Annotated in this window: 24 protein-coding genes; 11 read left to right on the top strand and 13 right to left on the bottom strand. The window is 70.7% G+C overall.

The window, feature by feature from the left end:
* Positions 1-355 precede the first annotated feature (355 nt).
* The gene (locus J7E87_RS06895) at positions 356-1,429 is read left to right on the top strand and encodes a nitrous oxide reductase family maturation protein NosD (protein WP_215090974.1); all 1,074 of its coding nucleotides are present in this window, start codon (positions 356-358) and stop codon (positions 1,427-1,429) included.
* Positions 1,430-1,464: 35 nt separating this feature from the next.
* Positions 1,465-2,517 carry a methyltransferase gene (locus J7E87_RS06890; protein ID WP_215090972.1) on the top strand — a complete coding sequence of 351 codons (1,053 nt, stop codon included), beginning with the start codon at positions 1,465-1,467 and terminating at the stop codon, positions 2,515-2,517.
* Positions 2,518-2,590: 73 nt separating this feature from the next.
* Here J7E87_RS06890 and J7E87_RS06885 read toward each other — a convergent pair whose 3' ends face one another.
* The 7 genes from J7E87_RS06885 to J7E87_RS06855 form a co-directional block, all read right to left on the bottom strand.
* The gene (locus J7E87_RS06885) at positions 2,591-2,923 is read right to left on the bottom strand and encodes a TcmI family type II polyketide cyclase (protein ID WP_215090970.1); all 333 of its coding nucleotides are present in this window, start codon (positions 2,921-2,923) and stop codon (positions 2,591-2,593) included.
* A gap of 40 nt (positions 2,924-2,963) precedes the next feature.
* Positions 2,964-3,443 (bottom strand): SRPBCC family protein, encoded by a 480-nt coding sequence (locus J7E87_RS06880; RefSeq protein ID WP_215090969.1) that lies wholly within the window; start codon positions 3,441-3,443, stop codon positions 2,964-2,966.
* 1 nt (position 3,444) lies between these two features.
* Positions 3,445-3,702, bottom strand: a complete 258-nt coding sequence (locus J7E87_RS06875; RefSeq protein WP_215090967.1) for an acyl carrier protein — start codon at positions 3,700-3,702, stop codon at positions 3,445-3,447.
* Positions 3,703-3,717: 15 nt separating this feature from the next.
* Positions 3,718-4,968: a ketosynthase chain-length factor gene (locus J7E87_RS06870; RefSeq protein WP_215090965.1), complete on the bottom strand. Its 1,251-nt coding sequence runs from the start codon at positions 4,966-4,968 to the stop codon at positions 3,718-3,720.
* Positions 4,965-6,233, bottom strand: a complete 1,269-nt coding sequence (locus J7E87_RS06865; RefSeq protein WP_215090963.1) for a beta-ketoacyl synthase — start codon at positions 6,231-6,233, stop codon at positions 4,965-4,967. The genes J7E87_RS06870 and J7E87_RS06865 overlap by 4 nt, the downstream gene beginning before the upstream one ends.
* Positions 6,230-6,697, bottom strand: coding sequence for a cupin domain-containing protein (locus J7E87_RS06860; RefSeq protein WP_215090961.1), 468 nt, complete (start codon positions 6,695-6,697; stop codon positions 6,230-6,232). Before J7E87_RS06860 ends, J7E87_RS06865 begins: the two co-directional genes overlap by 4 nt.
* 66 nt (positions 6,698-6,763) lie before the next feature.
* Positions 6,764-7,885: a SchA/CurD-like domain-containing protein gene (locus J7E87_RS06855; protein WP_215091291.1), complete on the bottom strand. Its 1,122-nt coding sequence runs from the start codon at positions 7,883-7,885 to the stop codon at positions 6,764-6,766.
* 270 nt (positions 7,886-8,155) lie between these two features.
* Between J7E87_RS06855 and J7E87_RS06850 the strand changes: the two genes are divergently transcribed.
* The gene (locus tag J7E87_RS06850) at positions 8,156-9,787 is read left to right on the top strand and encodes an FAD-dependent monooxygenase (RefSeq protein WP_215091290.1); all 1,632 of its coding nucleotides are present in this window, start codon (positions 8,156-8,158) and stop codon (positions 9,785-9,787) included.
* Between the two features lie 141 nt (positions 9,788-9,928).
* On the top strand, positions 9,929-12,619 hold the full coding sequence (locus J7E87_RS06845) for a SpoIIE family protein phosphatase/ATP-binding protein (RefSeq protein ID WP_215090959.1): 2,691 nt from the start codon (positions 9,929-9,931) through the stop codon (positions 12,617-12,619).
* 75 nt (positions 12,620-12,694) lie between these two features.
* On the opposite strand, the gene J7E87_RS06840 is transcribed toward J7E87_RS06845, so the two are convergent.
* A complete protein-coding gene (locus J7E87_RS06840) occupies positions 12,695-13,273 on the bottom strand; it encodes a histidine phosphatase family protein (protein WP_215090957.1) in 579 nt (192 codons plus the stop codon).
* 261 nt (positions 13,274-13,534) lie between these two features.
* Here J7E87_RS06840 and J7E87_RS06835 point away from each other — a divergent pair, with 261 nt between their 5' ends.
* Together J7E87_RS06835 and J7E87_RS06830 are read left to right on the top strand one after the other, a co-directional pair.
* Positions 13,535-13,750, top strand: coding sequence for a CbtB-domain containing protein (locus J7E87_RS06835; RefSeq protein ID WP_215090955.1), 216 nt, complete (start codon positions 13,535-13,537; stop codon positions 13,748-13,750).
* A gap of 30 nt (positions 13,751-13,780) precedes the next feature.
* On the top strand, positions 13,781-14,557 hold the full coding sequence (locus tag J7E87_RS06830; protein ID WP_215090953.1) for a CbtA family protein: 777 nt from the start codon (positions 13,781-13,783) through the stop codon (positions 14,555-14,557).
* A 150-nt stretch (positions 14,558-14,707) separates the two neighbouring features.
* Here J7E87_RS06830 and J7E87_RS06825 read toward each other — a convergent pair whose 3' ends face one another.
* The 3 genes from J7E87_RS06825 to J7E87_RS06815 all read right to left on the bottom strand — a co-directional run bounded on the left by J7E87_RS06825 (position 14,708) and on the right by J7E87_RS06815 (position 17,761).
* On the bottom strand, positions 14,708-15,586 hold the full coding sequence (locus J7E87_RS06825) for an ABC transporter substrate-binding protein (protein ID WP_215090951.1): 879 nt from the start codon (positions 15,584-15,586) through the stop codon (positions 14,708-14,710).
* A 211-nt stretch (positions 15,587-15,797) separates the two neighbouring features.
* On the bottom strand, positions 15,798-16,919 hold the full coding sequence (locus J7E87_RS06820; RefSeq protein ID WP_215090949.1) for a sensor histidine kinase KdpD: 1,122 nt from the start codon (positions 16,917-16,919) through the stop codon (positions 15,798-15,800).
* Between the two features lie 5 nt (positions 16,920-16,924).
* Complete coding sequence (locus tag J7E87_RS06815; RefSeq protein ID WP_251017024.1) at positions 16,925-17,761, bottom strand: response regulator transcription factor; 837 nt, start codon at positions 17,759-17,761, stop codon at positions 16,925-16,927.
* A 166-nt stretch (positions 17,762-17,927) separates the two neighbouring features.
* Here J7E87_RS06815 and J7E87_RS06810 point away from each other — a divergent pair, with 166 nt between their 5' ends.
* On the top strand, positions 17,928-18,323 hold the full coding sequence (locus tag J7E87_RS06810) for a VOC family protein (protein ID WP_215090947.1): 396 nt from the start codon (positions 17,928-17,930) through the stop codon (positions 18,321-18,323).
* Here the strand turns inward: J7E87_RS06810 and J7E87_RS06805 are convergent.
* Together J7E87_RS06805 and J7E87_RS06800 are read right to left on the bottom strand one after the other, a co-directional pair.
* Positions 18,263-19,000 (bottom strand): DUF6597 domain-containing transcriptional factor, encoded by a 738-nt coding sequence (locus J7E87_RS06805; RefSeq protein ID WP_215090945.1) that lies wholly within the window; start codon positions 18,998-19,000, stop codon positions 18,263-18,265. The two genes, J7E87_RS06810 and J7E87_RS06805, sit on opposite strands and share 61 nt — an antisense overlap.
* Before the next feature lie 164 nt (positions 19,001-19,164).
* Positions 19,165-20,367, bottom strand: a complete 1,203-nt coding sequence (locus J7E87_RS06800; RefSeq protein WP_215090944.1) for a YihY/virulence factor BrkB family protein — start codon at positions 20,365-20,367, stop codon at positions 19,165-19,167.
* A 17-nt stretch (positions 20,368-20,384) separates the two neighbouring features.
* On the opposite strand from J7E87_RS06800, the gene J7E87_RS06795 reads away from it, so the two are divergent.
* The 4 genes from J7E87_RS06795 to J7E87_RS36395 all read left to right on the top strand — a co-directional run bounded on the left by J7E87_RS06795 (position 20,385) and on the right by J7E87_RS36395 (position 24,726).
* Positions 20,385-22,049 carry an acyl-CoA dehydrogenase family protein gene (locus J7E87_RS06795; protein WP_215090942.1) on the top strand — a complete coding sequence of 555 codons (1,665 nt, stop codon included), beginning with the start codon at positions 20,385-20,387 and terminating at the stop codon, positions 22,047-22,049.
* 616 nt (positions 22,050-22,665) lie between these two features.
* Complete coding sequence (locus J7E87_RS06790; protein ID WP_215091287.1) at positions 22,666-23,928, top strand: helix-turn-helix domain-containing protein; 1,263 nt, start codon at positions 22,666-22,668, stop codon at positions 23,926-23,928.
* A 51-nt stretch (positions 23,929-23,979) separates the two neighbouring features.
* Positions 23,980-24,546, top strand: coding sequence for a GNAT family N-acetyltransferase (locus J7E87_RS06785; protein WP_215090940.1), 567 nt, complete (start codon positions 23,980-23,982; stop codon positions 24,544-24,546).
* Between the two features lie 96 nt (positions 24,547-24,642).
* Complete coding sequence (locus J7E87_RS36395; protein ID WP_351448512.1) at positions 24,643-24,726, top strand: putative leader peptide; 84 nt, start codon at positions 24,643-24,645, stop codon at positions 24,724-24,726.
* Positions 24,727-24,729: the final 3 nt, after the last annotated feature.

The raw sequence follows: 24,729 nt of genomic DNA, 5'->3' as shown, positions 1-24,729 counted from the left end.
TCGGCAAGGACCGCCGGGGACTGTCTTGTCCGCACCTGTGCACAGCCGGGTTCTCGCAGAACCCCGAGCGTCCGGCAGGGCTGCGCCCTCCACCTGGATCTGAGCGTCGCCACAACGTCCCGCACATGCGCGGCTGAGCAGCGCGCTCACGGACTCTCCCATCCGGCTGCACCTTGCCCGCCGCTGCTCGACGTCCGTTCGAGCCCGCGCGGAAGATTCACGAAGCCGGCAACGGCGCCGCAGCCGGGACGTAGTTGGCCCACTCGGGGGGACGCACGCGCCCATTCGCGCACAGGAGGTATCCATCCGCTCACTCCGTGTGGCGAGCCCGGAAGATCGCCCATAGCTTCGCCTCATGACGAAACGACAGATCAGATGTCTCGCATGCATCTCCGTCGTCATGGTCACGGGACTGGGCGCGGCGGCGCCGTCCACCGGACCGGACAGTCACACGGTGCATCCGGGCGAATCGATTCAGGCGGCGGTCGACGCCGCCCAACCGGGAGACACGATTCTCCTCCACCCCGGCACCTACCGGGAGAGCGTCCTTGTCACCAAGGCGAATCTGACCCTGCGCGGGTACGGCAGAAGCACGGTCATCATGCCGGGGCCCGCTGCCACTGCGGCCGCGCCGGCCAAGAACGTCTGTGCGCAGAACGGCAACGGCATCTGTGTGATGGGTACCGATGCCAAGACCGTCGACGGGGTCACCATCCGCTCGCTCGCCCTCTCGGGCTTCAAGAAGAACGCCATCTGGGCCTCCGGCACCGACCGCCTGACGGTCCGGCAGGTAGTCGCCGAGAAGAACGGCACCTGGGGCATGGCTCAGCAGAAGTCCACCCGGGGTGTGTTCCGTGACAACGTCGCCCGGAACAACGGCGACGCCGGCATCTTCATCGCGAACACGGTCGACGAGGAGGGCGGGGCGACCGACACCATGGGTGCGGTGGTGGCGGACAACATGCTGACCGGGAACCGGATCGGGGTCACGGCCAGGCGGGTCCGTAACCTCACCATCCGCGGCAATGTCATGACCGAGAACTGCGCCGGCGTGTTCGTCGTGGGCGACGAGTCGAAGCCCGCGGCCGGCGCGATGACCGTACGCGGCAACATGGTCTACAAGAACAACAAGTTCTGCGCCGCCACCCCCCGCCTGCCCGCCGTCCAGGGCTCCGGCATCGTGCTCACCGGCTCAGAGGCGACCGTCGTCCGCGCGAACCTGATCCTGGACAACGTGGGCTCCTCGCCGCTCTCCGGCGGCATCGTGCTGTTCAAGAGCTTCGTCGGCGCCCAGAACACCGCCAACGTCGTCCAGCACAACCAGGCGCTGGGCAACAAGCCGGCGGACCTGCTCGACGGCGGCGGCGGAACGGGCAACACGTTCCTCGGCAATGTGTGCCAGGCCTCCAACCCCGCAGGGATGTGCTGACCGGTGTTCCCCGACACCAGGAGAATCGAGGCGGTATGACCACCGTTACCCCCAGACCAGCGTCAACCTTCGAGTCCGCTCCCCAGTCGGCCATGCGCATGCGGGAGCTCGTCTTCGGAGCGGCGTGCGCCGCTGCCGTGCGTGCGGCCGCCCGGCTGGGTGTGGCCGACGCGCTCGGCGACTCGCCGGCGACGGCGGAGGAGCTCGCGGCCGCGCTGAACACCGAACCGCAGCCTCTGCGCCGACTCCTTCGCGCCCTGTCCTGTTACGGCGTCTTCGTCGAGACCGAGGACGGGACGTTCGCCCATACGGACATGTCCTGCATGCTGCGCGAGGACGCCCCGAACAGCCTGCGGTACATCGCCCTGTGGTGCACGGAGCCATGGACCTGGGACGCGTGGCCGCGGCTCGACGACGCGGTGCGCTCGGGCAGAAGCATCTTCCACGAGCTGTACGGCAAGGGGTTCTTCGAGTATCTGCACCAGGACGCGCACGAGTCGGCCCATGTCTTCAACCGGGCCATGACCACTTCCAGCGTGCAGTCCGCGCTGGAGGTCGCGGAGCTCCTCGACCTGACCGGGATCAGTGTGGTCGCGGACATCGGGGGCGGCCAGGGGCATGTGCTGGCGAGTCTGCTCGAGAAGCATCCCGCCGTCCGGGGCACGCTGCTCGATCTGCCCGACGTGGTGGCGAAGGCGGACCCCCGGTTGCGGACCGGTGGCTCGCTGGCGGAGCGGGTGCGCATCGTCCCCGGCGACTGCCGGGAGGACATCCCGGTCGAGGCCGATCTCTACATCGTCAAGAACATCCTGGAGTGGGACGACGAGAGCACTCTGAGAACACTGGGGAACATCGTCACCGCGGCCCGCTCGGGCGCCAGAGTCGTCGTCATCGAGAATCTCGTCGACGACACCCCCTCGATGAGGTTCACGACGGCGATGGACCTGCTGCTGCTCCTCAATGTCGGCGGTGCGAAACACACCAAGGCAAGCCTGGTGGACAGGATGACGGAGGCGGGCCTGCTCGTCGGCGAGATCCGTCCGGTGAACGCGTATCTCCACGCGTTCGAGGGCGCCGTGCCCCAGTGACCGACCGCCGCGCACTCCTACAGCACAAAAGCCCCGGGCCCGGCACACAGCCGGGCCCGGGGCATTCGTTGTGTCAGGACGCTCCGTCGCGCTCCCACCGGTAGAACTGGCGGGCCATCGCATCCTTGGGGGTGCGCCAGGTCTCCGGGTCGTACGGGCTGACGAAGGCGGTGAGCCGGTCGCTGATGTCCCGGAACGCCGGATGGTCCGTCACCTTCGCGATTTCGGGGCCGGGCGGCCGCTCGGACTCGATCAGGTGCAGATACACGTCGCCGAACTGGAACAGGCTGCGCCGGGCGACGCCGACGAGGTGCGGCAGTTCGCCGGTGTCGGAGGCCTCGAACAGCCTGGCGATGTCCGGGGCCGACTCCGGCGCCATACGGGCGACGATCAGGGCTTGGTGCATCGTGGAGCTTCCTTTCTTTCCCAGGTCCCTTGCCCGGGGTTCAGTTGGCGGTGACCGAGGCGCTGCGGCTCTCGCGGTCGCGCTGCTCGATCTTGTCCCGGATGAGTTCCATCTGGACGCGGGAGTTGCGGTTGATGTTGTCGGTCATCCAGTCGTCGTCGACCGGGGCGTCCGGCTTCATCGCGAAGTCCTGCGTCCAGTGCATGCGCGTGCCGCCCGGGACCTCCGAGTACTCCCAGAGGATGTCCATGTGCTGGAAGGGACCGGTCTCGACGCGGCGGGCCCGTACCTTGCGGCCCTTGCGGTCGGTCGTACGCTCCGAGACCCAGCTCCAGACCGTGCCGTTCTCGTCGGGGTGCATGGTCAGGCGGAAGGTCGTGGTGTTCCCCTCCCGGGAGAGGACCTCGACCGACGCGTACTCGCTGAACAGCTGGGGCCAGTGCTCGATGTCGTTGGTCACCTCCCAGACGAGGTCCAGGGGGGCGGCGACGGTGATCTCGTTCTCGGTGTGTCCGGGCACGTCAGGCTCCAGTCATGAGGGTGTTGTTGACTAGGTCCAGGAACTCCTGGGGGGTCTTGCAGCGGTCCGCGTCGGGGGGCAGCGGACGGCCGTGCCGGTTCTCCAGCTCACCGACGATGCCGAGCAGGCCCAGCGAGTCGAGGCCGAACTCGTCGAAGCGGGCCAGCGGCCGGCTCGCCAGGTCGACGGGATCGACGGTGAGTCCGGCGCCCTTCTTCATCAGGGCGGCGAGTTCTTCGAGGGTCAGTCGATCGGACATGGTGAGTTCTCCTTCTCACGAGGGGGTGTCGGTGGCGCCGCGCAGCACCAGCGCCGCGTTCGAGCCCATCAGCCCGCGGCTCAGCACCAGCGCGGTCCGAAGCTGCGCGGGGCGGGCCTTGCCCGTCACGACGTCGAGGTCGTGACACACCTCGAAGACGTTGGGCGTGGGCGGTACGAGGCCGTGCTCCATGGCCAGCACCGCGGCGGCCGTGTCGAGCACGGGGCCTCCGCAGTAGGCCCGTCCGGTACCGGTCTTGGGCGCCGTCACCGGTACGCGCCGGCCGTGTTCGCCCAGCGCGTCGACGATCGCCAGCGCCTCGGCCCGGTCGGCCTCCGGCACGCCGAGCGCGTCCGCGAAGACCACGTCGACTTCCTCGGGCGCGCACTGGGCCTCCGCCAGCGCACCGCGAATCGCGTGGGCCAGCCCCTCCCGGGACCGCTCCCACTTGGAGGGCCCCGTGAAGGTGGCCGCGTGCCCCGCCACCAGGGCGCGGGGGCGGGCACCTCGGCGGCGGGCCGCCGCCTCCTCCTCGACCACGAGCATCGCGCCGCCTTCGGCGGGGACGAAGCCACAGGCGTCGGAGGTGAAGGGGCGGTAGGCGCGCGTCGGGTCCTCACAGCCGCTCAGGTCCTCGTACCCGAGCTGGCAGACGACCGAGTACGGCGCGAGCGGGGCTTCCGCGGCGCCCACCACGACGGCGTCGGTGCCGCGCCGTATGGCCCGCGCGGCGTGCGCGAACGCGTCCAGTCCACCCGCTTCGTCGCTGGCGACGACGCCGCAGGGTCCCTTGAAGCCGCCTCGGATGGATACCTGGCCGGTGCTGGCCGCGTAGAACCAGGCAATGGACTGGTACGGGCCTACGAAGCGGGAGCCCTGTCCCCACAGCCGCTGCAATTCACGCTGTCCGAATTCGCCGCCGCCGGACCCGGCTGCGGTCACCACGCCCACGGCGAAGGGCGAGCCTTCGTAGTCGGCGCGGCCGAGCCGGGCATCGTCGAGGGCGAGATCGGCCGCGGCCATCGCGAAGTGCGTGAAGCGGTCGGTCTGGACGAGGTAGCGCTCCTCGATCAGCGCACCGGGGTCGAAGTCGCGCACCTCCCCCGCCACGCGGAGCGGCAGATGTTCGCAGCCCTCGCGGGTGACCCGGTCGAGGACGCTGATGCCTGCCTGGGTCGACTTCCAGAAGGCCTCGGTGCCGACCCCGTTGGGGGCGATGACGCCGATGCCTGTGATGACCGTCTGCCGGGCTTGTCCGGAGTTCATCGCGCCCTCCCACTTGGCCGGGTCAGGACGACCGCCGACTGGAATCCGCCGAACCCGCTGCCGACGGAGAGCACGCTCCTCAACTTCCGGGGGCGGGCGGTGCGCGGCACGTAGTCCAGGTCGCATTCGGGGTCGGGGGTCTCGTAGTTCGCCGTAGGCGGCACCACTTGCCGGTCCATGGCGAGGACGCAGGCCACGAGTTCGATCGCTCCGATGGCGCCCAGTGAGTGGCCCACCATGGATTTGATCGAGCTCATGGGCGTCTTGTAGGCGTGGTCGCCCAGGGAGCGCTTCACCGCGGCCGTCTCGTGCCTGTCGTTCTGTTTGGTGCCCGAGCCGTGCGCGTTGACGTAGTCGATCTCGGTGCTGTTGATACGGGCGTGGCCGAGGGCACTGTTGATCGCCTGGGCCATCTCCAGCCCCTCGGGCGTCAGTCCCGTCATGTGGTAGGCGTTGCCGAAGGTGGAGTAGCCGCCTATCTCGCAGTACACCCGGGCCCCGCGGGCCCGGGCGTGGTCCAGTTCCTCCAGGACCAGTACGGCGCCGCCCTCGCCCATGACGAACCCGTCCCGGTTGGCGTCGAACGGCCGGGATGCGTGGGCCGGGTCGTCGTTGTTCGGCGAGGTCGCCTTGATCGCGTCGAAGCAGGCGACCGTGATCGGGGAGATCGGCGAGTCCGACGCACCCGAGATGCACACGTCGAGCCGGCCGTCCTCGATGGCGTGGAAGGCGTAGCCGATCGCGTCGAGCCCTGAGGTGCAGCCCGTCGAGACGGTCTGCACCGGGCCGTGGGCGCCGACCTGTTCGGCCACCGCGGAGGCGAGGGAGCTCGGCGAGAACGCACGGTGCAGATGCGGTCCGGCCGGCCGGTGGTCCACGTCCCAGCGCTCGCCCTTGCCGCTGACGGCGACATAGTCGTGCTCCAGGCGGGTGGTTCCACCCACCGCGGTGCCGAGCGAGACCCCGATACGCCAGGGGTCCTTCTTCTCCGGATCTATGCCGGAGTCGCGTATCGCCTCCTCGGCGGCCACCAGCGCGAACTGGATGTACCGGTCCGAGCGCGCCACTTGCTCCTGGTCGAGACCGTGGGCCCCGGGGTCGAAGTCGACCTCGGCGGCTATGCGCGAGCGGAAGCCCTCCGGGTTGAAGAGCGTGATGCCGCGCGTCGCCGTTCGGCCGTTCGCGAGCAGGTCCCAGAACGCCTGGGCGCCGACTCCGCCGGGGGCGACGATACCGACCCCGGTGACCGCCACCCGCCGGCTCACGAAACGACCCCAGTCCGTTCCGGCGGCCTGCCCTGCTCGGCGCTTCCGGGGTGTCCGGTGTCGGTGTCGTCGGGGCGCTCGTTCTCCTCGGTGTCGACGTGCCCGAGTTCCGGGCGCGGGGCGAGTGGGCCGAGGTGGAAGACCATGCGGGCCTCCACGTCCCCGACGTTGCGGAATCGGTGGCGCACGTTCAGGGGGATCAGGAGGCCCTGATCGGGCCGCATCGGGTGCGTCTCACCATCGAGATCCACCTCCAGAAGCCCGTTCACCACGTACACGAATTCCTCGGAGTACGGGTGGTAGTGCTCGCCGATGCGTTCGCCGGGCTGCACGATGGCAAGGCCCATGAATCCACTGGTGGCGCCCACCGCGGTCGGGGTGAGCAAGGCGCGCAGGTCGCCTCCGCGCCTGCGGTTGGGCTGGGTCTCGCTGAGGTCCACGATGCGTGGGCGGTGCGTGGTCATGACTGGTTCCTCCAGGTGCTTGCCCCCGACAGCTCGGCCGGTGGCCGTGATGGCCGGACGCGCGGTTCAGGACTCCGGCGACGCGGTCCGGTCGGTGATCAGGTCCATTTCGGAGTCCGCGAGGAATCGCGACACCTCCTTCTGGGTGGTCGGCATGCCGTCCCCGCCGACAGCGAGCAGCCGGGCGAGGGTGGCTGCCTTGCGGGGTCCGCTGACGCCGAGCGCCAGGGCGGGCTTCGCGTCGAGCCTGCCGCTCACATCGACGAGGCGGACGACGACGTCGTCGCGCTGGAAGATGGTGCTGCTCGCGATGGGGCTGTCGGAGTTCTCGGCCGCCGCCTCGTCCTGCTTGGCGAGCAGCCGGGCCAGCGCCATTCCGCAGCCCTCCTTGGCCGGGTAGAACAGCGCGTGCCGGCTCAGCTCGGCGGGGTCTCGCCCGTCGCCGGCCACATGGTGGACCGCGGGGAGGGCCGCCCGGGTGAAGAACATCCGGGCGGAGTCCGGGTCCTCGAGGTCCCGGTCCTGCTCCAGATACGGGTTGATGGCTTCTTCCACGGCCCTGACCTCGGGCTGCCTGGCCACATGGCGCAGTCCGGCGAGGAGGTCACCCTGCACCTCGATCGCCCGCACTACGCGGTTGCCGTGCATGAAGAGCGAGGTGCGGCGCAGCCGGGTGCTCTCGTCGACGCGGGCCGCCGGGGAGGTGTACCCGGCAAGGATCTTCGCGACCTTCTTCTCACTGCCCGGCTTGACCGTGAAGGTGAGGGCGTGCCGTACGACGCCGTCGCCGACCCGGGGTGCGGCCTGGAGCCTGCTCTTGAGCTGTTCGGGTGTTTCCGTGAAGGACCGTCCGGTTTCCCGCAGGACGCTGAAGCGCAGCGAGCGGGTGTCCCGTACGCAGTTGTGCAGCGGCTGGACCGTCGTCACGTGCTCCTCGCTGTTCACCCAGGCGAGGAAGGGCGGGGCGCTCTCCCATTCGCTGGTGATGAGCCACTGCGAGGGGTTCTCGATCGACTGGCACAGCTGGTCGCTGATGTGGCCGGGGACCGACGCGACCTGGTTACGCAGGTGCTCATAGGCCTCGAGGAACTGGTTCTGCGCGCCTTCTTGAAGGTCCAGCAGCAGTACGACCCGAAGCCTGGAGCCATCGAAGGCGGACTGCGATATCCGTTCCGACAGGGTTGTCATCATTCACACTCCTTATCGACAGCGCGGCCGCCACATTCGTGGCTCCTCGTCCGTCGTCGGTGGAATCCGCCCGGGTTCAATGACCCTGCGGATACGGACGGTCCGCCTCCCTGGCTCGGGCGGCGCTCCCGCAATTGATCGTGGTCCGGTACTTCGACTGGCGCGAGAGCTGAGAACCAAGCGGGTGAATGCGCGAGGGAACCGTTGCCCCAGAGGGCATGAAAGTTCCATCCCCCCGGGCGGCAGGAGCTGGAGCGACTCATGGCAGAGCTGGAAGAGAACGTCGACCACCGCGTACCGGTCCTCATCGTGGGCGGCTCCTTGGTGGGCCTGTCCACGTCGGTGTTCCTGGGCCGCCACGGCGTCAGACATCTGCTGGTGGAGAAACACTCGGGCACCTCGATGCATCCGCGCGGACGCGGAAACAACGTGCGGACGATGGAGCTGTTCCGGGGCGCCGAGGTGGAGGAGGACATCCGGCAGGCGGCGTCGGTCCTCGCGGCCAACCACGGCATCCTGCAGGCGGGCTCACTGACGGGCGACGACCAGGAGTGGCTGTTCAAGGAGATCGACCCGGGCGGCGGGCTGGCGCGCTTCAGCCCGACGACATGGTGTCTGTGCAGCCAGAACGACCTCGAACCCGTGCTGCTGTCCCGCGCCACGGCGCAAGGCGGCGACATCCGGTTCTCGACCGAACTGCTCAGCTTCGAGCAGGACCCGGCGGGCGTGATGGCGGTCCTGAAGAACCGTGACACCGGTGAGCACAGCACCGTGCGGGCCGACTACCTCGTCGCGGCCGACGGGCCTCGCAGCCCCGTCAGGGAACAGCTGCGGATCGGCCAGACCGGCAACGGCGATCTGTTCCACAACGTGAGCATCGCCTTCCGCTCCCGGCAGCTCATGGACGTGGTGGGAGACCGGCGCTTCATCGTCTGCTACCTGACCAACCCCGAGGCGGACGGGGCCCTGCTGCCGGTGGACAACCAGGAGCTGTGGGTGTTCCACGCCCCCTGGCACCCGGACCAGGGCGAAGCCCTGGAGGACTTCACCGACGAGCGCTGCGCCGAGCACATCCGCAAGGCGGCGGGCGCGCCGGATCTGGACATCGAGATCACCGGAAAGGCGCCGTGGCACGCCGCGGAGCGGGTGGCCGGGAGCTACTCGTCAGGCCGGGTGTTCCTGGCCGGCGACTCGGCCCACGAGATGTCCCCGACCGGGGCGTTCGGCTCCAACACCGGCATCCAGGACGCCCACAACCTGGCCTGGAAGCTGGCGCTGGTGCTGAACGGCTCCGCCGGCCCCGGGCTGCTCGAGACGTACGACGCGGAGCGGCGCCCGGTGGCGCGCGCGACGAGCGAACGCGCCTCGTCCCGCTCGGCGGAGCACAGCCACCCCGGCTACGCACCCGCGGTCACCCCGGGCGGCGGGCGGCGGGGCGGGATCCTCTCGGTGGCGATGGGTTACGGCTATCTGCACGGCGCGGTCCTGGGCGTCGACCCGGACCGGCCCGTTGTGCCGGAGCGGATGGAGCTGAAGGGCGCGCCCGGCACCCGGGCCCCCCACATGTGGGTCGGCGGGCCGACCGGGCGGATGTCCACCCTGGACCTCTACGAGCGGTCGTTCGTGCTGCTCAGCGCGGCGGGGACGGCTTGGCGGGCGGCGGCCCGGAGGGTCGCGGAGCGGCTGTCCGCGCCGCTGGACGCGTACGCCATCGGTGCGGGTCCGGACGCCGACCTGGTTCCGGAGGGCGATGGCGACTGGGCCGCGATGCACGGCACGACGCCCGAGGGCGCACTGCTGGTACGTCCGGACGGCTTCGTGGCCTGGCGTTCACCGGGCGCGGTCCAGGATCCCGAGGCGACGCTCCACGCGGCGATGAGCACGCTGCTGAGCCGCGCCTGACCGACGTACCGCCACCCTCTCCCAGCACGGAACCCGCGTGCCCGACCACACGAAGTCTGTGGCGAACGCGTCACGCGTGCAGCCTTTGAGCTCTACGGTGCGCAGATAGCTCAGCGTATGGGGGAGGTGTAGAAATAGCATATGGCCGAACGCTACGGCCGCCCGCGCTCGGTTCCACGGATGCGAACTGTCGCAGGTCAGGTCTTTCTCCTGCAGTTGGCGATCGTGGTGTTGCTCGTCGCGGCCGCCATGGTGGCGCTCGTCCTGCAGTCCAGGGCCGACAGTGAACGCGAGGCCCGCAACCGGTCGGTCGCCGTCGCCGAGACCTTCGCCCACGCGCCGGGCATCGAGGCGGCGCTGAAGAGTCCCGATCCGACGGCCATTCTCCAGCCGCGCGCCGAAGAGGCCCGTAAGCGGTCCGGCGTCGACTTCATCGTCGTCACCAACACCGACGGAATCCGCTACACCCATCCGCTGCCCGACCGGATCGGGAAGAAGTTCGTCGGAAATCTGGGGCCCGCGCTGGCCGGCGGCATCACGACCGAGAAGATCACCGGGACGATCGGGCCGCTCGTCCAGGCCGTGGTGCCGGTCAAGGCACGTGACGGCTCGGTCGTCGGCCTCGTGTCCGCCGGGATCACGATCGAGCATGTCGGCAGTGTCGTCCAGGACCAGTTCCCGCTGCTGTTCGCGGCCACCGGGGCGGTGCTCGTAGTCACCACCGGCGGTACGGCGCTGGTCACCCGACGGCTGCGCCGCCAGACCCACGGCCTCGGCCCCGCCGAGATGACCAGGATGTACGAGCACCACGACGCGGTGCTGCATGCCGTACGGGAGGGCGTGCTCATCGTCAGCGGCGACGGCCGGCTGGTGCTCGCCAACGACGAGGCGCGCAGGCTGCTCAATCTGCCGCCGGACGTGGAAGGCTGCCCGGTCACCGAGCTCGGCCTCGACCCGCTCACCGCCCGGCTCCTCGCCTCCGGGCGGACCGCCACCGACGAGGTGCACATGATCGGGGACCGGCTGCTCGCCGTGAACCAGCGGCCCACGGACCAGGACGGCGGGCCGCCGGGCAGCGTCGCGACGCTGCGCGACACCACCGAGCTGCGGGCCCTGACCGGTAGGGCGGATGTGGCGCGGGGGCGTCTGAAGCTGCTTTACGACGCCGGTACCGAGATCGGCACCACCCTCGACGTGGCGCGCACCTGCGAGGAGCTGACGGAGTTCGCCGCGGCCCGGTTCGCCGATTACTCCACCGTCGACCTGGTGGAGGAGGTGCTGCGCGGCGAGGAGCCGACGGCCGCCGGCGGCGGCCACGACATGCGCCGTGTCGCTTTCAGCGGACGGCGGGGGGACACCGCGCTCTACCCGCTGGGCAAGCTGATCCATTTCGTGCCGTCCACGCGGATGGGCTTCGGCATCCGCAAGGGTGAGGCGGTCCTGGAGCCGGATCTGACCGCGTACACCGGATGGCAGGAGCAGGATCCGAAGCGGGCCAGGAAGCTCGTCGAGTACGGAATCCACTCCATGATCGCGGTGCCGTTGCGCGCCCGCGGCGTGATTCTGGGCGTGGTGATGTTCTGGCGCTCGGAGAAGCCCGAGCCGTTCGAGGAGGAGGACCTGTCCCTCGCGGAGGAGCTGGTCGCGAGGGCCGCGGTCAGCATCGACAACGCCCGCCGCTACACCCGCGAGCACACCATGGCGGTGACCCTCCAGCGAAGCCTGCTGCCGCGCGGCGTGCCCGAGCAGAACGCCATCGACGTCGCCTACCGCTACCTGCCCGCGCAGGCCGGTCTCGGCGGCCTCGGCGGCGTCGGCGGCGACTGGTTCGACATCATCCCGCTGCCGGGCGCCCGGGTGGCGCTTGTGGTGGGCGACGTCGTGGGCCACGGCCTGCACGCCGCGGCGACCATGGGCCGGCTGCGCACCGCGGTCCACAACTTCTCCAGCCTGGATCTGCCGCCCGACGAGCTGCTGTGGCACCTCGACGAGCTGGTCGCCCGCATCGACCAGGACGAGACCGCGGACGGCACGGAGGGCTCGGAGGGGGTCACCGGCGCCACCTGCATCTACGCGATCTACAACCCGGTTACCGGACTGTGCACGATGTCACGGGCCGGCCATCTCCAGCCCGTCGTCGTCCACCCGGACGGCACCGCGGTCTTCGCCGATGTGCCCGGCGGCCCGCCGCTCGGGCTCGGTGGACTGCCTTTCGAGACCCTGGACCTTCAGCTGCCGGAGGGCAGTCGCCTGGTGCTGTACACGGACGGGCTCATCGAAGACCGCGACCGCGACATCGACGACGGCCTGGCGCTGCTGCGCGAAACGCTGGCGGCGCACGCGGACCGGAGCCCGGATGAAACCTGCGAGGCGGTGCTGAAGGAGCTGCTGCCGGAACACCCGAGCGACGACATCGCGCTGCTCATCGGCCGTACGCGCGTCCTGGACCCCAGCCGGGTGGCCGACTGGGAGGTGCCGTCCGACCCGTCGGCCGTGGGCGAGGTGCGCTCCGCCGTCTCCCGCAAGCTGGCCGAATGGGGCTTGGAGGAGGAGGCCTTCACGACGGAGCTGATCCTCAGCGAGCTGGTCACCAACGCCATCCGGTACGCCACGGGCCCGATCCGCGTCCGGCTGATCCGCGACCGTTCGCTGATCTGCGAGGTCGCGGACCACAGCAGCACATCCCCGCATCTGCGCCAGGCGGCGACCATGGACGAGGGCGGCCGTGGGCTGTTCCTGGTCGCCCAGTTCGCGGAACGCTGGGGCACGCGGTACACCGCGGACGGCAAGGTCATCTGGACGGAACAGCTGCTGCCGGACGAGGAGGCGTGAGCGAGCCGCTTCGTTGCCGCGCCTGTCGCTGATGGGCGCGCTTCCCCGGCAGTGTGTACCGGTGGTCGGCCGGTGTCAGCCGGCCTCCGGGCCCAGCGGGCGACCGCACTTCAAGTTCCAGCGCCCCCCGCGCCCGGTGAGTTCGGTGAGGGTCAGGGGGGCGACGTCCAAGCGCCAGAACGCGTCCGGTGGCAGGGACAGCCCCCGCACCATCGCCGCCCGCGTCACCGCCGGGTCGACGACCGCGAGGACACGGCCGGTGTCGGGCGGGAGCGATTCGAGCCACGCGCCCACCCGTGTGCACAGCGACAGCAGCGACTCGCCGCCATGCGGTGCGCACGACGGGTCACAGAGCCACGCCGACACCGCCTCCGGCTCGCCTGCGCTCACTTCGTCCAGTCGTCGCCCACTCCAGCGGCCCAAGTCCCAGTCGTCCAGCGCCCCTGCAGGCTCCGCACGCAGGCCCAACCCGGCCGCCGTCTCCCGGCATCGCGCGGACGAGCCGCTCAAGAGCCGGTCGGCGCGCGGCAACCCGCCCGCGGCGGCGCGGGCGCGGCGCGCTCCGGACTCGTCCAGCGGCGCGTCACCCCCGAAGCGGGCCTCCCGCAGCGCGGCGTTCGTCGCAGGTGAGACCAACATCACCCGTATCGTCATCCCGTGCGCTCCCTTCCCCTTCGAAGCCAAGGCGTAAGCACATCACGGGCGTTCGGGCGCCCGCTCACGCGCCCCTGCGCCGTAGCGGTGCAGGCCCGCAAGCGGTACGGTCGCGTGGACATGACGACGGTGTGACGGAAGTCCGGTGAGAATCCGGCACGGTCGCGCCACTGTGGACCCGTTTCCCTGCGGGAAGTCAGACCCGGCACCTTCGTCTCAGGCACCACGATCGGGACGCGTGTTCCCCCAGGAGGTTCTGCCATGGCCCAGTCTGTTGCGCCCGCCACCGCCGCGCCGGCCATCACCCCCATCTCGCTCAAGGCCATCGCCCCTTGGGCGCTGTTCTTCGGCGTTCTGATGCTGGTTCTGCTCTACTTCGTCGGCGCCGAGCAGGGCGCCACCTCGCTCATCTCCGGCGAGAACGTCCACGAGTGGGTCCACGACGGACGCCATCTGCTCGGCTTCCCCTGTCACTAGTAACGTCTTGCAGAGCACAGGGGAAACACCATGAACTCCATTTCTGTCAGAGCCCTGCTCGTCCGCGGCATGCTCGCGGGCCTGGTCGCCGGCGTCTTCGCCCTCGTCGTCGCGTATCTGCTCGGTGAGTCCCCCGTGGACGCCGCCATCGCGTTCGAGGAGAGCAACAGCCACGAGCACGGACACGGCGGTGAGGAACTCGTCAGCCGCGCCATGCAGTCCACGGCCGGTCTCTCCACCGGCGTCCTGATCTTCGGCGTCGCGATCGGCGGCATCGCCGCCCTCGCGTTCGCTGTCGCGCTCGGCCGCATCGGCCGGTTCGGCCCGCGCGCAACAGCCGCGCTGATCGCTTTCGGCGCGCTGCTGAGCGTGTACGTCGTGCCGTTCCTGAAGTACCCGCCGAACCCGCCGGCCGTCGGTGACCCCGACACGATCGGCCAACGCACCACGCTGTACTTCCTGATGATCCTGCTCAGCGTCCTGCTCACGGTCGCCGCGGTAACCCTCGGCAGGCGGCTGGCGCCCCGTCTCGGCAACTGGAACGCGACCGTCGCCGCCGCGGCCGCGTTCGTCGTGGCCGCCGGTCTCGCCTTCGCCTTCCTGCCCTCGTTCAACGAGGTGCCGAAGGGCTTCCCGGCAACCGTGGTCTGGGAGTTCCGGCTTGCCACGCTCGCGATCCAGGTCACCCTCTGGACCTGCTTCGGGCTGGTCTTCGGGTATCTCGCCGAGCGGCTCCTCACACCGAGGACCGCGACGGCGACGGACGGGAAGGGCGCCGCCTCACGGGCGGCGGCAGCCGCGAACTGACCGAGCTGGGGCTCCGCCCCGGACCCCGCGCCTCAATCTCCCCCCGGACTTCGTCCGGGGGGACCACCACGAGGCTTGAATTTCCGCCGGTCCGGCGGAAATTCAAGCCCGTCCGGGGGGCCTGGCGGCGCAGCCCTCGGCTATCTCCGGCTATCTCGCAGACGCCTCCACCGCGTCCGCTACAGCGTCGAAGAAGCGTGCGTGCGCGAGGTGGCTGCACGGGATCTCGGGGTTCCACGGCACCAGCCGCGCCCCGCCCGCCGCGGGCTGCCATGCCTCGATCGCGTCGAGCCGGTCGACCGGCAGGGCATTGGCCCGTACATCGCTCAGCACGATGTCGGGCCGCAGCGACGCGGCCACGGTCCAGTCGACGGTGGACCAGCTGGCGCCCGCGCCGGGCGCGGGCTCCACCAGGCCTGTGCCGCAGTCGGCCAGCGCCCGCAGGTCCGCCCAGGCCCGTGGCCTGGCGAGATGGACGCTGTCGGGGGTGGCGGGTGACAGCGCCAGTACGCGTAACCCGGCGGCGGCGGTCGCGAGGGCGCGTAACCGCCCTTCCGCACGGTCGAGTTCCAGCGCGCCCGAGCTGTCGGCGTCCGTTCCGAGCGACCGGGCGAGCGCCGTGAACCGGTCGCGTACGTCACCGAGTGAGCGGCCCTGCCCCACGTCGAAAACGACCACCGGGACCCGTTCCTCGATGTACTTCGCCGTGTCCGGATCCAGGCCGTACACCTGATCGGTGCCGTAGGCGACGGCGACCACCAGGTCGGGGTCCGCCCGCAGGACAGCGTCCGCCTCGACGCGTGTTCCCGACCCGAGGTAAGCGATGTCCCCGATGGGCAGGGAGCCGGCCTTGGCCGGGTCTGCGGCGTCGCCGTCGTGGTTGGAACCGAAGATGCCCACCGGACGAATGCCGTGGTCGAAGAGTGTCGCCCCGGCCTGGATGTAGGCGACCGGCCTCGACGGTGTGGTTGCCGCTGCGGCCAGACGGCCGCGGTCGTCCAGGAATTCCCAGTCGTTCTCTCGCGCCATACCGTCCGCACCCCTGCCTTTTGCCGGTTACAGATCGCGACGCCTTCCCCGAGGCCGTCGACGTTTGACTGCCCGGCGGGCTCGGCGGTCACTCATGCGGACCGTCGCCGTTTCAACCGCCTCATGTCTCAACGCCCCCTGTGCTTCAACGGCCCCTTCTGTTTCAACTGCCCTGCGTTTCAACGGTTCAGCAGTTCAACGGCTCAGCGGTTCAACGGCCTTGAGCCACGGCCGCGGGCAGCGACACCTCGAACCGGCAGCCGCCCGTCACATTGCGTACGTCTGCGCGGCCCGCGTGCGCCTCGACGATGCCGCGGACGATGGCGAGGCCGAGACCCGCGCCGGCCGGGGGCGTTCGGGCCTGCGTGCCGCGCCAGCCCGTGTCGAAGACGCGGGGCAGGTCCTCCTCCGGGATGCCGCCGCAGCCGTCGGTGACAGACAGCACCACCCATTCCGCGCGGCGCTCGGCGGCCACGGCGACCGTGCCGTCGGCCGGGGTCCGCCGGATGGCGTTGACGAGGAGGTTCGCCAGGACGCGGGTCATCTCCTTGCCGTCCACCTCGACCGGGACCGCCTCGACACGGTCGCCGACGAGGCGTACGCCGTACTCGCGGGCGAGCGGGTCCGCCCCGGCCAGCGCCTCGCCCACCAGGTCGTACACCGACATCCGGGTGGGTGTGAGGGCCAGCGTGCCCGCGTGGATGCGGGAGAGCTCGAAGAGGTCGCCGACCATGGAGTTGAGGCGGTCGACCTCGGTGCCGATCTGGCGGAAGTAGCGCTCGGGATCCTGGACGACGCCGTCCTCCAAGGCTTCGGACATCGCGCGCAACCCGGCCAGCGGGGTGCGCAGATCGTGCGAGATCCAGGCGACGAGCTCGCGGCGGGAGGTCTCCAGGGCCCGTTCGCGCTCGCGGGAGGCGGCGAGCCGGTCGCTGGTGGCGGCGAGTTCGCGGCTGAGGGCGGCCAGTTCGGCTGTGGACGCCCCGTTGGGCGCCGCGAATGAGCCGCCGTCGCCGAACGAGCGTGCTGCCAGGGCGAGTTCACGGCTGCGGGCCACTACCCAGCGGCCGAGCAGCAGCGCGGTGGCGAGCGAGACGACCGCCGCCATCGCGACGACCGTGGTGACGACGGTGAGGTCGTGCGCGGACAGGAACATGGCCTGGGCGACCGCGAGCGTCCCGGCGAGCATGGCGGTGACCGCGACGGCGGCGACGACGGTGAGGGAGACGGCGACGGACCGGTGACGCAGCAGGCGCAGGGCCAGCGCCCCGAGGAGGCCGACGGCCGCGGCGCCGAGGAACGCGAAGAGCGCAATGAGGAGCATGTCCCGCACAGTGATCAGGCCTCTTCTCGCGGTACGTGGCCGTGCGGTGCGTGACCATGAGGTGCGTGCCCGTGAGGCGCGTGACCGTTGGCTGCGTGGCCGTGAGGCGCGTGACCGTTGGCTGCGTGGCCGTGCGGTACGCCGTCGACCGGGGAGGCATCCTCCGGCACGTCGAAGCGGTAGCCCACGCCCCACACCGTCTGGATCAGCCGCGGCCTGCCCGGATCGTCCTCGATCTTGCCGCGCAGCCGCCGCACATGAACCGTGACGGTGGACAGATCGCCGAACTCCCAGCCCCACACGTCCTGCATCAGCCGCTCCCGGCCGATCGCCTCCCCCGGGTGCCGCATCAGATGCGCGAGCAGGTCGAACTCCCGCAGGGTCAGACCCAGTTCACGCCCGTCCTTGGTGGCGCGGCGTGCCGCCGGGTCCAGCACGATGCCCGCGGCCGCCAGCTCGGGCCCCGCCCGCCGCTCCCCCGTCGTGCCGCCCCGGCGCAGTACCGACTCGACCCGTAGCACCAGTTCGCGCGGGCTGAACGGCTTGGTGACATAGTCGTCCGCCCCTACTTCGAGCCCCAGGATCCGGTCGTCCTCGTCGCCGCGCGCGGTCAGCATGATCACCGGCACGGCGGCGGGCGCCCCGGCCCGGAGCCTGCGGCACACCTCCAGGCCGTCCATGCCCGGCAGCATCAGATCGAGGACGACCAGATCGGGCAGCCGGGCGGCGGCGAGCCGGAGCGCCTGGGGCCCGTCGGCGGCCCGGGCCACGGTGAAGCCCGCGCGCTCCAGATAGCCGGTGACGACCTCGGCGACGGTCGGATCGTCGTCGACGACCAGAATGTTGTGCATACCGCCAGTGTCCTCGTACGGAGCACGGTCCACGGCACGCGTCGCCTTACGAAACGATGACGCCCGAGAACCGGGTTCCGCGATTTCGCGGACGTCCGATTCGTTGAAACCGCGGACGTCCGATTCGTTCAAGACCGCAGGCGCGGGCCCTGCCTACGGTGAGGTCATGACTCCACGACTCGACGCGATCGGCCTCGTCGTCGCCGACATGGCCGCCTCGCTCGCCTTCTACCGACGGCTCGGCCTGCACATCCCCGCCGAAGCCGACTCCGCTCCCCACGCCGAGGCGACGCTGCCGAGCGGACTGCGCGTGCTGTGGGACACCGAGGAGACAGTCCGCTCCTTCGACCCCGGGTGGACCCGGCCGCAGGGCCGCGGCGAACGGCTCGGGCTCGCCTTCGCCTGCGACAGCCCCGCCGAGGTCGACTCGGTCTACGCCGAGCTGGTCGAGGCGGGGTACCAGGGACACCTCAAGCCCTGGGACGCCTTCTGGGGGCAGCGTTACGCGGTGATCCTCGACCCCGACGGCTGCGGTGTCTCGCTGTTCGCCGAGGCCGAGTAGGCACCGAGGGTGATTCCGGCCAGGTCGCGCATCTCGCGTGCGAGGTGCGCCTGGTCGGCGCAGCCCGCGGCGAGTGCCGCTTCGGCGTACGGCACGCCTGCCCGTACGAGCGTCAGCGCGCGCTGCAGCCTCAGCACCCGGGCCAGCGTCTTGGGCCCGTAGCCAAAGGCGTCCAGGGAGCGGCGGTGCAGCTGGCGCGTGCCGAGGCCGATGGCGTCCGCCGCGCCCGCGACAGTGGCGCCCGCCTCCAAGCGGCGCACCACCTCGCCCAACAGCGGATCGGGCGGGCCGGCCACGGCCGCGCGATGCAGCGCCACCGCCTCCAGCTCCGCCACCCGGTCCGCGGCCTCGTCGATCCGCTCCGTGAGCCGGCGCGCCTCGCCCCCGCCCCATATATCGGCGAGCTCGACCCGCTGATCGCGCAGCTCGTGCGCCGGTATGCCGAGGTACGCGGGCGCGGTCCCGGGCGCGAAGCGCACTCCCGCGTAGACAAGGGCGAGATCGCCGTCGGCGGTGTGGGCGTGGGTGTCGGGTCCCGCCACGAGGAGGCGGCCATCGGCCCACAGCAGGTCCATGCAGCCGTCGGGGAGCACGGGGTGGACCGCACCGGGGCGGGCGTCCAAGGTTTGCGTCCAGACGACGGCGCCTTCGAGCCGCGACGGCCGTTCCTCGTACATGGCATTGAGGCTAATCCCTCAAGTCGCCGCGGCATTGATCAAGAATGATCAAGAATGGGCGCCCGGAACGCGACCGGAGCGCGCCCGGAGCGAACTCTCGCTCTCGTCCCGCCAGTTGACCAAATTGGGTGCGGGCATGGACACCGCCGCCCCGCCGACCGCCGCTACTCCTTGGGCCCTTTGGACTCTTTGGGCTCCTTGTCGCGGCCGTTGTCGCGGTGCTTCTTCTCACGGTGCTCCCGGGTCGTGTGCAGCCGGGACTTCACATCGTCCGGCGGCAGGAATCGCGACCACCGCTCCGGGAACTCCGAAGGCATCTCCACGTTGTCCGCGTCGTCATCGTCGTCGTCATCGCCTTCGGTTCCGAAGACGTGGGCCGCCCTCGCCCGCGCCAGGACCTCCGCCGCGTGAGCGGCGCGGACACGTTCGTTGGCCGCGCGGGCCGCGGCCGTGGCGACCGACGGCCAGACGCGGTCGATCGCGGCGTTCACCGCCGCGCCCACCAGGACCGCGAAGGCGGTGAGGCCGATCCACAGCAGGACGGCGATGGGGGCGGCGAGCGAGCCGTAGATCGTGGGGCCCTCGACCGTGCTGGTGAGGTAGATGCGGAGGAGGAAGCTGCCGAACACCCCCATTCCGAGCGCCACCAGCGCTCCGGGCACGTCCTCGATCCATGGGGACCGGACCGGGACGGACACGTGGTAGAGCGTGGTCAGGAACGCGATCGAGAGCAGGCTGACCACCGGCCAGTACAGGACGCTCACCACTTCCGTGCCCCACGGGATGAACTCCACCACCCTGTCGGGACCGACCACCGCCAGCGGCAGCACCACCGCACCGATCAGCAGGGCCACGATGTAGAGCAGGAAGGCGAGCAGCCGGGTGGCGACGATGCCGCGCTGGCCGTCGAGGCCGTACATCACGGTGATGGTGTCGATGAAGACGTTCACCGCCCGCGATCCCGACCACAGGGCGATCGCGAAGCCGATGGAGATGATGTCGGGACGGCCGCCGTGGGTGACGTCCTCCAGCAGGGGCTTGGCGATCTGGTTGACGCCCCGGTCGGACAGCACCGTGCCGACAGCGCCCAGGATGTTCTTCTCGATCGAGGCGACGGTGGTGGTGTCGGTCCAGTTGTCGATATAGCCGAGGAGACCGATCAGGCCGAGCATCAGCGGCGGCAGGGACAGCAGTGTGAAGAACGCCGCCTCGGCGGCGAGGCCCAGGATGCGGTACTCGATGCACGAATTGACCGTGTCCTTCAGCAGCAGCCATACCATCTTCCGCTTGGAGACGTTGCGGTAGAGGACTCGGGCCCGGTGGAGTCGGCCCGATGGCCGCTCGGGTGTTTCATTTGCTGCCTGCACCTCCTTACCGTATCGGCATGGCAGCTACCACCCACACAGTGACCAACCAGGCTCCGCCCCTGGTGGGGTATGACGTCTACACCTCCGACCGGACGCTCACCGAGGCGGTGGAGCGGCATGTCGCACCGGAACTCCTCGAGGAGGCACGGGAAGAGCTCAGGGAGCTCGGCCGCACCGCCGGCTCCTCACAGGCCCAGGAATGGGGGGCGCAGGCCAACGAGAATCCGCCGAAACTACGGACGCACGACCGGTACGGAAACCGGATCGACGAGGTCGAGTTCCATCCGGCCTGGCACCGGCTGCTGGGCCACGCCGTCTCGGCGGGGCTCACGAACGCCTGGGGCAGGCCGGCCGGGCATGTGCGGCGCGCGGCCGGGTTCCTGGTGTGGACGCAGGCCGAGGCCGGGAACGGCTGTCCGCTGTCGATGACGCACGCCTCCGTCCCCGCCCTGCGTACGGACCCGACGCTGGCGGCCGAGTGGGAGCCGCGGCTGACCTCACAGGTGTACGAGGAGGGGCTGCGGCCGGCGTCGCTGAAAGCAGGGGCGCTGTTCGGGATGGGGATGACGGAGAAGCAGGGCGGCAGCGACGTCCGGGCCAATACGACGCGGGCCGAACCCATCGCCGGTGACGGGGAGTATCTGCTCACCGGTCACAAGTGGTTCTGCTCGGCTCCGATGAGTGACGGTTTTCTGGTACTCGGGCAGGCGGCCGGGGGCTTGACCTGTTTCCTGGTACCGCGGGTGCTTCAGGACGGGACGAGAAATGTGTTCCGGATCCAGCGGCTCAAGGACAAGCTGGGTAACAGGTCCAACGCCTCGAGCGAGGTCGAGTTCGACGGGACGTGGGCGCGCCGGGTCGGCGACGAGGGGCGCGGGGTGCGCACGATCATCGAGATGGTGGCGGCGACCCGGCTCGACTGCGTCCTCGGATCGGCAGCGCTGATGCGGCAGTCGGTGGCGCAGGCGATCCACCACAGCGCGTACCGCAGCGCGTTCGGCGGGCTGCTGATCGACAAGCCGCTGATGCGCAACGTACTGGCCGATCTCGCGCTGGAGTCCGAGGCGGCGACGGCGCTGGCTCTGCGGCTCGCCGCGGCGTACGACGCCGATACGGAGGAGGAGCGGGCGTTCTTGCGCCTTGCGGTGCCCGCGGCCAAGTACTGGGTGACCAAGCGGTGTACGCCGACCGTGGCCGAGGCGCTCGAGTGCCTGGGCGGCAATGGGTACGTCGAGGAGTCGGGGATGCCGCGGCTGCTGCGTGAATCGCCGCTCAACTCGATCTGGGAGGGCTCGGGCAACGTACAGGCGCTGGACGTCCTGCGGGCGCTCCGGGGGTCCCCCCACGCCGCAGGGCGTAGGGGGAGCGAGCCGCAGGCGCTGAACGCGTTCCTTCAGGAGGTGGGCAAGGCGCGCGGCGCGGACCACCGGCTGGACGGGGCGATCAAGGACCTGCTGACCGAGCTGGCCGATCTGAACGGCATCGAGGCGAGAGCGCGCCGGCTGGTGGAGCGGATGGCGCTGGTGCTTCAGGGGTCGCTGCTGGTGCGCTGGGCGCCGCCGGAAGTGGCAGACGCGTTCTGCGCGTCGCGGCTGGGCGGGGACTGGGGCGCGGCGTTCGGCACGCTGCCGCACACACTGGATCTGGCGTCGATCGTGGACCGGGCACGAGCGGTGGTCTGACGGCGGGGCCTGGAGGGGGGCGGGGGCCGTGACTGAAGGTCGCGGTCCCCACCCGGGCGATCCGCGGCTGACGGTCGCGGTCGGACCCACCCGGTCCGGCGTGCGGCTGACGGTCGCGGTCCCGGACGGCCCGGACCCTGGCTGACCGTCGCAGTCGCGGACCCGGCCGGGCGATCTGCGGCCGACGGACCCGGAGCCCACCGGCGCGAGCTGCGGCTGACGGTCGCGATCCCCGTCGGCGCGAGCCGGTCGTAGTCCCGGCGTCGGCCGGGCACGGGCCGCAGCCGGCGATCACCGTCCCCGAGCGGCGCGAGGCGCAGTCCCTCGCGCCCGGGAAGGCTGTCGGGGTGGTGCTGCGCCGACACGGCACCACCCCGCGCTCCGTCGTGCGCCCCCAGCGCAGGGCAGTCGGGCGCATGACCGGCCACCGGAACGAACCGGTGCTCCGTCAGCCTCGTACATCCGCACGCCCGTTCGCGAGGGTTGCAAAAGGTTGCAGCTTTGTCGCCGTATCGCCACGGCTCTTGGCCAGGAGGGGGCACGATTGAGCCAGCCCCCCCGCACTCGGACGCTGGCCTCGCCCAGGAGGACACCAGTGCACACGACATCACTCGACATGGTCAGACTCGCCGCCATGGACGCCGCCGAGGCCGCCCGACTGCTGAAGGGAGTGCGTGACGCCACGCTGAGCGGCCGCCCCTCGCGGGTAGGCCCGCGGGCGGACATCGAGGAGTCCTGGCAGCGGATGCTGCGCGGTGGCGTGGATCCCGACCGCGGCCGACGGGCCGTGCTGCTGCCGCTGGATGAGCTGGAACGCCGTCGGCACGCCTCGCCGCTGCGTGAGGTGCTGCCCGTCCTGCGGGACGGTCTGGTGTCGATCGCCGAGGCGGCGCATCACATCATGGTCGTCGCGGACACCGAGGGAAAGCTGCTCTGGCGCGAGGGCAAGGCGACCGTGCTGCGCAAGGGCGACTCGCACGGCTTCGTGCTGGGCGCCGACTGGAACGAGGGTGTCGTCGGCACCAACGGCATCGGCACCCCCCTCGTCTCCCGGCGCCCGGTCCAGGTGCACTCCGCCGAGCACTTCGTCTCCGCCCACCACAACTGGACCTGTGCGGGAGCCCCGGTCACCGATCCGCGGGACGGCAGGCTCATCGGTGTCGTCGACATCAGCGGACCGCTGTCCACCATGCACCCGGCGACCCTCTCGCTGGTCACCTCGGTCGCCCGGCTCGCGGAGGCCGAGCTGCGCAACCGGCATTACGCGACGCTGGACCGGCTGCGCGGGGTGGCGGCCCCGCTGCTCGCGAGGCTGGCCGGCCGGGCAGTGGCCGTGGACGTGAACGGCTGGCCCGCCGCGGTCACCGGCATGCCGCCGACCGGCCGGCTGCCGCTGCCGAAGTCCATCGGCCACGGCCGGCTCTGGCTGCCCTCGCTCGGCATGTGCACGCTCGAGCCGCTGCCCGGCGGCTGGCTGGTGCGGGTGGACGAGGAGCGTCCCGCGGCCACGCCGGCCCGGGTGGTGCTGGATCTGAGCAGACCCCGGCGGCCCTCGGTCACCGTCTCGGGCGATGCGGGCAGCTGGGTGCAGGAGCTCAGCCCGCGCCACGCCGAGCTGCTGTATGTGCTGGCGCTGCACCGGGACGGGCGCAGCGCGGCGCAGCTGGCACAGGACATCTTCGAGGACGGGACGCGCACGGGGACGGTACGGGCCGAGATGTCGCGGCTGCGGCGGCATCTGGCGCCGGTCCTCGCCCACCGCCCGTACCGCTTCGTGGAGGACGTCGAGGTGGAGCTGGTCCGGCCGGAGCAGCCGGCCGAGCTGTTGCCGCATTCCACGGCCCCGGCCGTGCGCCGCGCCCACCGCGATCCCTCATGATCCGCGGACGCGGCTTTGGCCTGATCAGGGCGTCGTGATTCCCTGGCTTGCATGAGCATCACCGTGACCACCTGGTCCCTGGAACAGACCTCGCCCGCGGATCTGCGGCCGGCCGCCGCGCCCGAAGGGGATGTGCGGACAGTCCGCGCCGAGGTGCCGTCCCCGGAGTTCAGCCGCTTTCTGTATACGGCCGTCGGCGGTGACATCCAGTGGAACGACCGGCTCGGCATGACGTACGCACAGTGGGAGGAGCTGCTCACCAGGCCGGGCACCGAGACCTGGGTGGCGTACGAGAAGGGCACACCGGCCGGATACGCGGAGCTTCAGGCGCAGGACGGCGGCTCGGTCGAGATCGCCTACTTCGGGCTGATCCCGTCGTTCCGGGGCCGGCGGATCGGCGGCCCTCTCCTGTCGTACGCGGTCGCCAGGGCCTGGGACCTGGCGGAGCGATGGCCGGGGCTGCCGCCGACGAAGCGGGTCTGGCTGCACACCTGCTCCAAGGACGGCCCGCACGCCATGGACAACTACCTGAGGCGCGGCTTCACTCTCTTCGACACCTCGGTCGCCGAGGAGTCCGAGGTGGCCACTCCCGGTCCCTGGCCGGGCGCCCACGGCTGAGTGACGCGCAGCACACTGTCTCGCGATGCAGGACAGTGTTGTCCACATTATGGATAACGGTGGACTGTCGTCGGACCCCCGTGACACGCTTCCGTCATGTCTCGAGCTGGAATTGCCTTGGTGAGTCGGCGGCACGTCGACCTCGGCCGCATGTCCAGCGCCATCTGTCCGGTCTGCTGAAAG

This window comes from Streptomyces sp. ISL-1 (assembly GCF_018614585.1).
In the GTDB taxonomy this organism is placed as follows: Bacteria; Actinomycetota; Actinomycetes; order Streptomycetales; family Streptomycetaceae; genus Streptomyces; species Streptomyces maoxianensis.
Note: the sequence above shows the minus strand (reverse complement) of the source record. Positions and strands in the feature narration are given on the sequence as shown.

Coding starts and splice junctions, on each gene's coding strand:
- J7E87_RS06855 (WP_215091291.1), bottom strand. CDS start 7,885: ATGACAACCCTGTCGGAACGGATATCGCAGTCCGCCTTCGATGGCTCC.
- J7E87_RS06845 (WP_215090959.1), top strand. CDS start 9,929: ATGGCCGAACGCTACGGCCGCCCGCGCTCGGTTCCACGGATGCGAACT.
- J7E87_RS06815 (WP_251017024.1), bottom strand. CDS start 17,761: ATGCACAACATTCTGGTCGTCGACGACGATCCGACCGTCGCCGAGGTC.
- J7E87_RS36395 (WP_351448512.1), top strand. CDS start 24,643: ATGTCTCGAGCTGGAATTGCCTTGGTGAGTCGGCGGCACGTCGACCTC.
- J7E87_RS06870 (WP_215090965.1), bottom strand. CDS start 4,968: ATGAACTCCGGACAAGCCCGGCAGACGGTCATCACAGGCATCGGCGTC.
- J7E87_RS06795 (WP_215090942.1), top strand. CDS start 20,385: ATGGCAGCTACCACCCACACAGTGACCAACCAGGCTCCGCCCCTGGTG.
- J7E87_RS06860 (WP_215090961.1), bottom strand. CDS start 6,697: ATGACCACGCACCGCCCACGCATCGTGGACCTCAGCGAGACCCAGCCC.
- J7E87_RS06875 (WP_215090967.1), bottom strand. CDS start 3,702: ATGTCCGATCGACTGACCCTCGAAGAACTCGCCGCCCTGATGAAGAAG.
- J7E87_RS06840 (WP_215090957.1), bottom strand. CDS start 13,273: ATGACGATACGGGTGATGTTGGTCTCACCTGCGACGAACGCCGCGCTG.
- J7E87_RS06885 (WP_215090970.1), bottom strand. CDS start 2,923: ATGCACCAAGCCCTGATCGTCGCCCGTATGGCGCCGGAGTCGGCCCCG.
- J7E87_RS06805 (WP_215090945.1), bottom strand. CDS start 19,000: ATGTACGAGGAACGGCCGTCGCGGCTCGAAGGCGCCGTCGTCTGGACG.
- J7E87_RS06825 (WP_215090951.1), bottom strand. CDS start 15,586: ATGGCGCGAGAGAACGACTGGGAATTCCTGGACGACCGCGGCCGTCTG.
- J7E87_RS06785 (WP_215090940.1), top strand. CDS start 23,980: ATGAGCATCACCGTGACCACCTGGTCCCTGGAACAGACCTCGCCCGCG.
- J7E87_RS06810 (WP_215090947.1), top strand. CDS start 17,928: ATGACTCCACGACTCGACGCGATCGGCCTCGTCGTCGCCGACATGGCC.
- J7E87_RS06890 (WP_215090972.1), top strand. CDS start 1,465: ATGACCACCGTTACCCCCAGACCAGCGTCAACCTTCGAGTCCGCTCCC.
- J7E87_RS06790 (WP_215091287.1), top strand. CDS start 22,666: ATGGTCAGACTCGCCGCCATGGACGCCGCCGAGGCCGCCCGACTGCTG.
- J7E87_RS06835 (WP_215090955.1), top strand. CDS start 13,535: ATGGCCCAGTCTGTTGCGCCCGCCACCGCCGCGCCGGCCATCACCCCC.
- J7E87_RS06895 (WP_215090974.1), top strand. CDS start 356: ATGACGAAACGACAGATCAGATGTCTCGCATGCATCTCCGTCGTCATG.
- J7E87_RS06830 (WP_215090953.1), top strand. CDS start 13,781: ATGAACTCCATTTCTGTCAGAGCCCTGCTCGTCCGCGGCATGCTCGCG.